The following is an 8,732-nucleotide window of genomic DNA, read 5'->3' on the forward strand; positions in this document are numbered from 1 at the left end:
ACCTCGCGCAGTCCACCGTCAGCGCACGGATCAGGGGGCTGGAGGAGCAGTTGGGCCGCCGGCTTTTCGTGCGCGACCGCGATGGCGTCACGCTGACGCCGGCCGGCCGGCAGTTCCTGCCACATGCCTCTTCCATCACCCGCACCTGGGAGCAATCGCGGCAGGACATCGCCGTTCCCGATGGCTACGAGACCTTGCTGCGGCTGACCGCGCCTGCCTATCTGTGGGACCGCATCACCTCGCCATGGGTCGAGTGGATGCGCGCCAGGCGGCCGAACGTGGCGCTGCGGCTGGAGGGCAGCTTCCCGGACTCGGCGATCGACCAGCTGGCGGAAGGCCTGCTCGACATCTGCATCCTCTACCTGCCGCGACCGCATCCCGGCATCGTCTACGAAACGCTGGCGGTCGATCAGGTCGTGCTTGTCCAGCATGCCGCGCAGACCAGGCCGTGGACCGAAAACTACATTCTGATGGATTGGGGGCTGGAGTTCCGCATCGAGCACGACCGCGCCTTTGCCGGCATGGTCAAGCCCGCCATATCGGCCGGACTGGTCTTCATCGGGCTGCAGCACGTGCTGTCACAGCAGGCCGCCGCCTATCTGCCGCTCAGCGCCGTCAGCGGTCATATCGAGCGCGGCGAGATGCGGCGCATCGACAATACGCCGGTGTTCCAGCGGCCGATCTACCTCGCCTATCCCTCGAACCCCGCCTCGTCGGATGTTCTGGATGTCGCGCTCACAGGCCTGCGCACGCTGGCCAGAGACTGGGCCGAAGGGCAGGGCTTTTCGGAAGGCGACCGTGCTCTCAGCATGGCCGGCCAGATCTGACCGGCCAAGCCACGCGGGTGATGGTGACGCTCGCTATGCCGGCTCGGTCACGGCCGCTCTCTGCAGCCTGGCCAGTTCGGCATATGGAATGTGGCAGCGGATCGAATGGCCGGGCTGGGCCTCGCTCAGCGGCGGCTCCTGCTGTTCGCAGATCGGACCGATCTTGCGCGGGCAGCGCGTGTGGAACACGCAGCCCGACGGCGGATTGGTGGCGCTCGGGATTTCGCCGTCGAGACGAATGCGCGCCGTCTCGGTCTGGTCGAGTTTGGGCACGGCCGACAGCAGCGCTTCTGTGTAGGGATGATGCGGCCCGGAAAAGACTTGCTCCGACGGTCCGAGCTCCATGATGCGGCCGAGATAGAGCACGGCGATCTTGTCGGAGAGGTAACGCACCACGGCCAGATCATGCGAGATGAAGATGTAGCTGACGTCTTCCTTCGACTGCAGGTCGGCGAGCAGATTGAGGATGGCCGCCTGCACCGAGACGTCGAGCGCCGAGGTCGGCTCGTCGCAGACGACGATGCGCGGGACGCCGGCGAAGGCGCGGGCGATGGCGACGCGCTGCTTCAGGCCGCCGGACAGTTGGCGCGGTTTTACAGCCAGATGCCGGTCCGTAAGCCGCACCGAGCGGACAAGGTCGTTGAGACGAGCCTCCAGCGCCTTGCCGGAGAGGCCCGCCAGCCGCTTTAGCGCGCGTCCGATCAGATGCCGGATCGAATGCGATCGGTTGAGTGCGGAGTCCGGGTTCTGGAAGACGATCTGCATCGCCTTGATCTGGTCGTCGCTGCGGTTCTCCAGCCTGGGCGCCAGCGCCTTGCCTTCCAGCTCGATCGTGCCGCCTGCGTCCGGCGGCACAAGGCCGAGCAGCAGCCTGGCGAAGGTCGTTTTGCCGCTGCCGGATTCGCCGACCAGCCCGAGCGTTTCGCCAGGCCGCAGGTCGAGGGACACGTCCTTCACGGCGCGCAGTGCATGGCCATGGCTGGCATAGGTCTTGTTCAGCCCGGTGACGCGCAGCACCGGCGCTGCCGCCGCCCTTGGTACAGGCGCCACATCGCTCGGTGTCGCACGCGGCAGCGCCTGCGCCTTGTCGTGATGAAAGCAGCGCGACAGCCGGCCGCCCAGATCGTAGAGCGGTGGCAATTCGCTGCGGCAGCGGTCGTCGGCGAGCGCGCAGCGATCGGCGAAGGCGCAGCCCTTGATGTCGACCCCGATGCCGGGAAGGAAGCCGGGAATGGTATCGAGGCGGCCCTGGTCCTTGCGCTGGCCCCCGCGCGGCAGGCAGCGCAGCAAGGCTACGGTGTAGGGATGGCGCGGGTCGTTGAAGACGACCTCCGTCGGCCCTTCCTCGACCAGCATGCCGGCATAGAGCACGCCGACGCGGTCGCACATGTTGGAGACGACGGCGAGGTTGTGGCTGATAAACAGGATCGAGGCCGACAGTTCTTGCCGCAGCTGTGCGATCAGGTCGAGCACTTCGGCCTCTACCGTCGCATCGAGGCCGGTGGTCGGCTCGTCGAGGATCAGCATCGAGGGATCGTTGGCCAGCGCCATGGCGATCGCCACGCGTTGCTGCATGCCGCCGGAAAGCTGGTGCGGGTAGCGCTGCATCACGCTCATCGGATCGGAGATGCGCACGCGATTGAGCATCGCAATCGCCCGGTCGGTGGCCGCTTGTCCCGAAATACCGCCGAGTTCAAAAATCTCGGTCAACTGACGGCCGACGCGGATCGACGGGTTCAGCGCCTTGCCCGGGTCCTGATAGACCATGGAGACGCTTTCGGCCCGCGCCCGCCTGAGCGCCTCGGCGTCGAGTTTCATCACGTTCTGGCCGTCGAGCGATATCGTGCCGCCGGTGATAGAACCGTTTCTCGGCAGATAGCGCACCACCGTAAGCGCCACGGTGGATTTGCCGCAGCCGGATTCGCCGACCAGCCCATAGGCTTCGCCCTGGCCGATGGTGAGGCTGAGGTTACGCAGCACGGCGCGGTTGCGGCCGGCGACGCGGTAGGCAACCGAAAGATCGGTGACTTCGAGTGCGTTTTCGGCCTTGGCGGAGTTAGTCATTGAGCGCTCCGTGAACGCCGTCGGCGGCCAGATTGACGCCGATGACCAGCGAGGCGATGGCGAGCGCATCGAACAGCACCGTCCACCAGAAGCCGCCGCCGATCATGCCGTAATTGTTGGAGATCGACAGCCCCCAGTCGGGAGAGGGCGGCTGGATGCCGAAACCCATGAAGGAGAGCGTGGCGACGGCGAAGATGGCATAGCCGAGCCGCACAGTGGTTTCGACCAGGATCGGCGGAATGACGTTGGGCAGGATCTCGACGAACATCGTATGCAGGGCACTTTCATGCCTTAGCTGCGCGGCAGCGACATAGTCGAGTTCACGCTCGGCCAGCACCGCGGAGCGCACGGTGCGCGCGATGATCGGCGCGAAGCTTAAGCCGATGACAACGATGACCGTCGTCTTCGAGGTACCGAGCGCAACGATCGCCAGCAACGCAACGATGACCACCGGGATCGCCATGAAGGCTTCCAGGATTCGGCTGACGACATCGTCGACGAGGCCGCGAAAATAGCCGGTGACGAGGCCGAGCGCCGTGCCGGCCACTGTCGCCAGCAAGGTCGCCAGCGGGGCGACGGTCAGGATGTCGCGCGAGCCGACGATGACGCGCGAGAAGACGTCGCGGCCGATCTGGTCGGTGCCGAACCAGTGTTCGGAAGAAGGCGGCGCCAGCGCGTTGATGATGTCGTCGGCGAGCGGGTCGTAGGGTGCGAAGTGCTCGCCGAACAGCGCGCAGGCAACCCAGAACAGCACGATGGCGAAACCGACAAGGAATGTTCGCGAGCGCAGCAGCGAGAAGAAGACCTCGGCCAGCGGGCCGCGCGGGCGCGTGTCGTCGGGTGTCGAGGAGGTGGTCTGGATGGTGCTCATTGGTCTGACCCCAGCCGGATGCGCGGATTGAGCACGGAATAGAGGAAGTCGGCGACAAGAGTGGCCACGGCATAGACGATGCCGATGGTGAGGATGCCGGATTCCAGCATCGGGAAATCCTTGCCGCGCGCGGCAGTGAAGATCAGCGAGCCGATGCCCTGGTAGCGAAACAGCGTTTCGATGACGACAAGGCCGCCGATGAGGTAGCCGGTCTGCGTGGCGATAACGGTGATGGTCGGCAGCAGCGCATTGCGCAGCACATGGCGCCAGATCACCGTGCGCCAGGGCAGGCCCTTCAGCACGGCCGTTCGCGTGTAGTCGGAATCGAGCGCTTCGATCATGCCGGAGCGCGCCATGCGGGCGATGTAGCCGAATAGCACCAGGAACAGCGGCAGCGACGGCAGGATCAGGTAGTAGAGCTGCGTGAAGAAGCCGGCGTCGCGCGGCCATGCGGCCGATATCGGCAGCCAGCGCAGCCAGACACCAAAGATCAGGATCAGGATGATGCCGGTGACGAATTCCGGCAGCACCGTCACCGACAGACCGCCGAGGCTGATGATGCGGTCGAGCGGGCGGTTGAGGTTGAGCGCGGCGACGACGCCGCCGAGGATGCCGATCGGTACCACCAGCACGAAGGCGACCGCCGCCAGCTTCATCGAATTGCCGAGCGCATCGATGACGAAAGGCGCGACCGGCGAGCGGAAGATGTAGGACGTGCCCATGTCGCCCTGGACGAAATTGGAGATCCAGCCCCAGTACTGTGCCAGCAGCGGGCGATCGACGCCGAGCGTGTGATTGAGCGCGTCGACCGCGCGCTGGTCGGCGAATGGACCCAATATGGCGCGCCCGACGTTGCCGGGCAGCACCTGGCCGCCCAGGAACACCATGATGCTGAGCAGGAACAGCGTCACCAGCGACAGCGAGACACGCCGGGCAAGGAAGGAGAGAATGGCTAAGACTCCTTGTGGAGCCAGCCCCATGCGGGAGCTGGCTGTTAGAGGATTGGCTTTCCCTTTGAGCATGATCCCGAAAAGTGGGGACCGGTTTTCGGAAAAGGTCATGCTCCAACAAAGAGTTAGTTCAGGCTTTCGATGCCTTGTCGAGGAACAGCTGCGACATGGCGGTCGGCTGTACGCCGGCCACGCCCTTCGCCGTCGCCGTCAGATAGTCGTAGAAATAGCCGAAAATAACAGGCGTTTCCTCGAGCAACAGCTTCTGGATCTTGCCGGCGTCGGCCTTCTGCGCCTCGAGGTCGAGTGCTGCGATGTAGCTGGTCGCCAGCGCGTCATAGTCCTTGTTCTTGAAATGCGCCGCATTCCAGGTGCCTTCGCTCTTCAGCGGTGCCGCAAGATAGACGTTCGGCACGCCGCGGTGGCCGTAGTCGGTGATGCCCATCACCGAATCCAGCCAGTTCGACTTGCCGAACACCGCGTCTCCGTAATAGCCGCTCTGGTCGAGGATGTTGAGGTCGAGCTCGACGCCGATCTCCTTGACCCAGTTCTGGATGAGCTGGGCGTATTCGGGGATTTCCAGGTAGCGTTCGGTGGTCAGGGTTATCTTGAAGCCCTGGCCAAGGCCGGCTGCTTCCATGAGCTGCTTGGCCTGGGCGATATCCTGCTTGCGTTGCGGCACGCTCGTATCGGTCGAAGGATAGACGGCGGCGAACGGGCTGTCATTGCCCAGGGCGGAGCGTCCCTTCATCAGGCCGGCGGCCAGCTTGTCGCGATCGAGGCAGAGCGCAATGGCTCGGCGCACGCGCGCATCCTTCAACGGACCCTCGTCGCAGCGCATGTGCAGTTGCTGATGGGCCGACGACTTCAGGCTGATGATGTCGATGTTCGGATCGTTGAGCAGAGCGACGCCGGCCAGCACCGGCATCTGGTTGATGATGTCGACCTGTCCGCCCTGCAGCGCCAGGATCTGCGGCTGCATGTCGGTGAAGAAGGTGAATTCGGTGCGCTCGGGCAAGGCCTTCGGCCCCCAATAGTCCTCGTTGCGGACGAAGGACGCGCCGACCTTTGCCGTGTATTTCTCAATTCTGAACGGCCCGGTGCCGTCGAAGCTCTTTTCGTAGTCGCCCTTGTAGCTCGCCGGGATGATGACGGCGTTGTAGTTGTCGGACGACAGCATGTAGGGGAAGTTGCCGTTCGGCGCATCGAGGTGGAATTCCACCGTGTAGTCGTCGACCTTCTTTGAAGCGCCTTTCTGCAGGATGCCGGTGAACACCGACAGCGCATTGGACGAGTTGGCCGGGTCGGCAAGGCGGTCGATGCTGGCCACGACGTCGTCGGCCTTCATCTCGCCGCCGCTGTGGAATTTTACGCCCTTGCGCAGCTTGAAGGTCCACACCGTGCCGTTGTCGTTCGGCTTCCAGCTTTCGGCCAAGGCCGGCTGCAGCACCAGATCGGGGCCGTCGACGCAAAGGAATTCGGCAACCTGCTGCATGATCAGCAGGCCGCCGGCGTCTGCAATGCTGACCGGGTCGATCGTCGCCGCCGGCACACTGCTGGCGACGCGGATGGTGGCGCCCGGCGCGCCCTGGGCGCGCGCCAGCGACGGCATGCCGCCAAGGCCGGCGGCCATGCCGATGCGGCCCAGCAGCGGCAGCGACAGGCCGAGCAGGCTGCCGTGACGGACGAAGTCGCGGCGGCTGACACGGCCGTCGACGAGGCCGTCGATCAGGTGATTTTCAAGCGGCGTGCGATTGCGCCGGATAAGGTCGAGAATGCTGTGGTTCTTGCTCATGGGTTTTTACCCTTTCCCCTATTTCTTATGGTTGACGAAATTTTCGTGGATTGCTCCATTTTCCCGGCACCGGAGGCCTGTCTACCGGAACTTTAGCATGCGGTTTTGTCCGGTCCATCCAGTCGTGGCGTGGACGCTCGGGGTTGTTGGTTGCACGGCTTCCACCGTCTTTGTCCAACCTTCCCGACCGAAATCGCGGCGGTTGGCTTCTCGTGTCTGGCCGTCGGTCTTGGCCGCTAGCCGTCATCTAGTTCAGCGGCAAACGGCGATAGGTTCCGGGCTTTGCCGGGTCATGATACTTGTTGCACGGTCCTTTCTCGGTAAAGTCTCTGTGACAGGCAGCGAGGTTTTCGCGCGACAAGGTGACGCCGAGACCGGGACCTTCCGGAACGCGCACGACATTGTTTTTCGGCGAAAACGGTCCTTCCTCGGTGACATCCATCGGCAGCATGCGAAACAGCGACTGGTTCGGCTCCCTGATCCAGCCGAGTGCCGCGCACAGATGCAGATAGGCGGCGCTGCCGATGCCGCTGTCGCCGCTGTAGCACCAGAAATCGATCCCGGCATGCTCGCAGGCGCCGACGAAGCGCAACAGCCGGCCGATGCCGCCATGCGTCGTCGGGTTGCCGACGAACGCGTCCGGCACTTTGGTTTCCATGGCGCGCGCAATGTCGATGTTGTGGGTCGAGAACGGGATCGAGCAATGGCGCCGCAACTCGCGCATCTCCTCGATGGTCGCCACCGGATCCTCCCAGTTGCGCACGCCCAATTCTTCCAGCGGGCGCGCCAGCCGCCGCGCGGTGCTGAGCGAATAGGCCTGGTTGGAATCGATACGGATCATCGCATCGTCGCCGAGTTTCCTGCGGATCAGCTCGACCATCCTGAGCGAGATTTTCGGATCTTCGGTCGAGAACTTGCCTTCGAAGAAAGTCGTTCCATGCGTCTCATGCAATTCGACGCAATAGTCGGCGACTTCCTGGGGCGTCGTCTCGCCCTTCACCTTTGGCCCATCACCGCGCAGCGAAAAATAGTCGGTGAACGGGATATCCTTGCGTACGGCGCCGCCGAGCAACTGGTAGAGCGGCTGGTTCCACGCCTTGCCGCGCAGGTCCCACAAAGCCATCTCGATGGCGCCGAAAGCCATGATGCGTGTGCGGTCGTTGATCGACTGCACGCCGGTCCAAAAGGGCAGGCAGACATGCTCGGCGCCGGCGATGTCGAAGGCATCGCGCCCGACCAGCCGCGGCGCCAGGACATCATTGATGATCGCGGCCGCCGCTGGCGTCGGCGCTTCGCCGAGGCCGACCAGGCCATCCTCGGTCTCGACTTCGACGACGGTCGGTGAAAATCCGTCGAGTTCGCCGAACACCCAGGCATAGGGCGCTTCGAGGCGCAAATTGATCGGCGTGGCTTTGATGCTGCGGATTTTCATCTCAGCGCCCGACCTCGAAGAACGGCGCGCCGAGCAGATCGGGAACGACGTCTATGCCGAGACCCGGCCCGTCTGGAATGCCCATGCGGCTGCCGGTGACCGGTGGCATGTTCGATGCCGTGCGCACCGTCACCCATTCATGGAAGGCGATGGCGTGCAGCCGGCGCTCTTCCGGCGTCGACAGCGACAGATGCGCCATCGCCGCGGTGTCGATCTCGGCGCCGCCCGTGTCCTCGACCGTGATCATGAAGCCGAGGTCGACGGCAATGTCGCGGATCTGGCGTGTCTTCGTCACGCCGCCAAGGCGCGAGATCTTCAGCGTCAGCCCGTCGGCCGCGCCCAGGCGATGAATTTCCAGCATCGCCTCGAGCGAGGTGACGGATTCGTCGAGCACCATCGGCTTGTCGAGCATGCGGCGCACCGACATGTTTTCATCGATCGTGGTGCAGGGCTGCTCGAACGTGTAGTCGATGGCGCGCGTGGCATCGGCGAATTGGCGCGCCTGATAGGGAGTCCAGCCGGCATTGGCGTCGCAGAAGATGACCGTGCCTTTCGGCACCGAGGAGGCAACCGCGATGACGCGTTCGATGTCGTCATGGACATTGCCGCCGACCTTGACCTGCAGCCGGTGGAAGCCGTCCTTGACGATGCGCTTGGCCAGCGCGGCCATGGCGTCGACGCTCCCGTGCGTGACGACCTTGTAGAGTTCCGCGGTGTCGCTTTCCTTGCCGCCGAGCAGCGTGACCAGCGGCACGTCGGCTGCGCGCGCCGCCAGATCCCAGCAGGCCATGTC

At 64.3% G+C, this 8,732-nt stretch carries 7 protein-coding genes; 1 reads left to right on the plus strand and 6 read right to left on the minus strand.

Annotation, left to right across the window (positions count from 1 at the left end):
- On the plus strand, nucleotides 1-827 hold an 827-nt coding region (locus ENZ75_RS12075), incomplete at its 5' end, for a LysR family transcriptional regulator (RefSeq protein WP_164887789.1).
- Between the two features lie 33 nt (nucleotides 828-860).
- Here the strand turns inward: ENZ75_RS12075 and ENZ75_RS12080 are convergent.
- The 6 genes from ENZ75_RS12080 to ENZ75_RS12105 form a co-directional block, all read right to left on the minus strand.
- Nucleotides 861-2,891, minus strand: coding sequence for an ABC transporter ATP-binding protein (locus ENZ75_RS12080; protein WP_063167627.1), 2,031 nt, complete (start codon nucleotides 2,889-2,891; stop codon nucleotides 861-863).
- Nucleotides 2,884-3,762, minus strand: a complete 879-nt coding sequence (locus tag ENZ75_RS12085) for an ABC transporter permease (RefSeq protein WP_027163828.1) — start codon at nucleotides 3,760-3,762, stop codon at nucleotides 2,884-2,886. The genes ENZ75_RS12080 and ENZ75_RS12085 overlap by 8 nt, the downstream gene beginning before the upstream one ends.
- Complete coding sequence (locus tag ENZ75_RS12090) at nucleotides 3,759-4,742, minus strand: ABC transporter permease (RefSeq protein WP_181172681.1); 984 nt, start codon at nucleotides 4,740-4,742, stop codon at nucleotides 3,759-3,761. Before ENZ75_RS12090 ends, ENZ75_RS12085 begins: the two co-directional genes overlap by 4 nt.
- A gap of 100 nt (nucleotides 4,743-4,842) precedes the next feature.
- Nucleotides 4,843-6,507 carry an ABC transporter substrate-binding protein gene (locus tag ENZ75_RS12095; protein ID WP_013532880.1) on the minus strand — a complete coding sequence of 555 codons (1,665 nt, stop codon included), beginning with the start codon at nucleotides 6,505-6,507 and terminating at the stop codon, nucleotides 4,843-4,845.
- 247 nt (nucleotides 6,508-6,754) lie between these two features.
- Nucleotides 6,755-7,939: a mandelate racemase/muconate lactonizing enzyme family protein gene (locus ENZ75_RS12100; RefSeq protein ID WP_063167628.1), complete on the minus strand. Its 1,185-nt coding sequence runs from the start codon at nucleotides 7,937-7,939 to the stop codon at nucleotides 6,755-6,757.
- A 1-nt stretch (nucleotide 7,940) separates the two neighbouring features.
- Nucleotides 7,941-8,732, minus strand: a 792-nt coding sequence (locus ENZ75_RS12105; RefSeq protein WP_128278114.1) for a mandelate racemase/muconate lactonizing enzyme family protein, incomplete at its 5' end; no start/stop codon positions are given.

The organism is Mesorhizobium sp. M7A.F.Ca.CA.002.04.1.1, from assembly GCF_004022805.1.
Lineage (GTDB): Bacteria > Pseudomonadota > Alphaproteobacteria > Rhizobiales > Rhizobiaceae > Mesorhizobium > Mesorhizobium ciceri.

What these genes read in the sequence shown, in the direction of transcription:
- ENZ75_RS12095 (WP_013532880.1), bottom strand. Translation starts at nt 6,507, where the DNA reads ATGAGCAAGAACCACAGCATTCTCGACCTTATCCGGCGCAATCGCACG.
- ENZ75_RS12100 (WP_063167628.1), bottom strand. Translation starts at nt 7,939, where the DNA reads ATGAAAATCCGCAGCATCAAAGCCACGCCGATCAATTTGCGCCTCGAA.
- ENZ75_RS12085 (WP_027163828.1), bottom strand. Translation starts at nt 3,762, where the DNA reads ATGAGCACCATCCAGACCACCTCCTCGACACCCGACGACACGCGCCCG.
- ENZ75_RS12090 (WP_181172681.1), bottom strand. Translation starts at nt 4,742, where the DNA reads ATGGGGCTGGCTCCACAAGGAGTCTTAGCCATTCTCTCCTTCCTTGCC.
- ENZ75_RS12080 (WP_063167627.1), bottom strand. Translation starts at nt 2,891, where the DNA reads ATGACTAACTCCGCCAAGGCCGAAAACGCACTCGAAGTCACCGATCTT.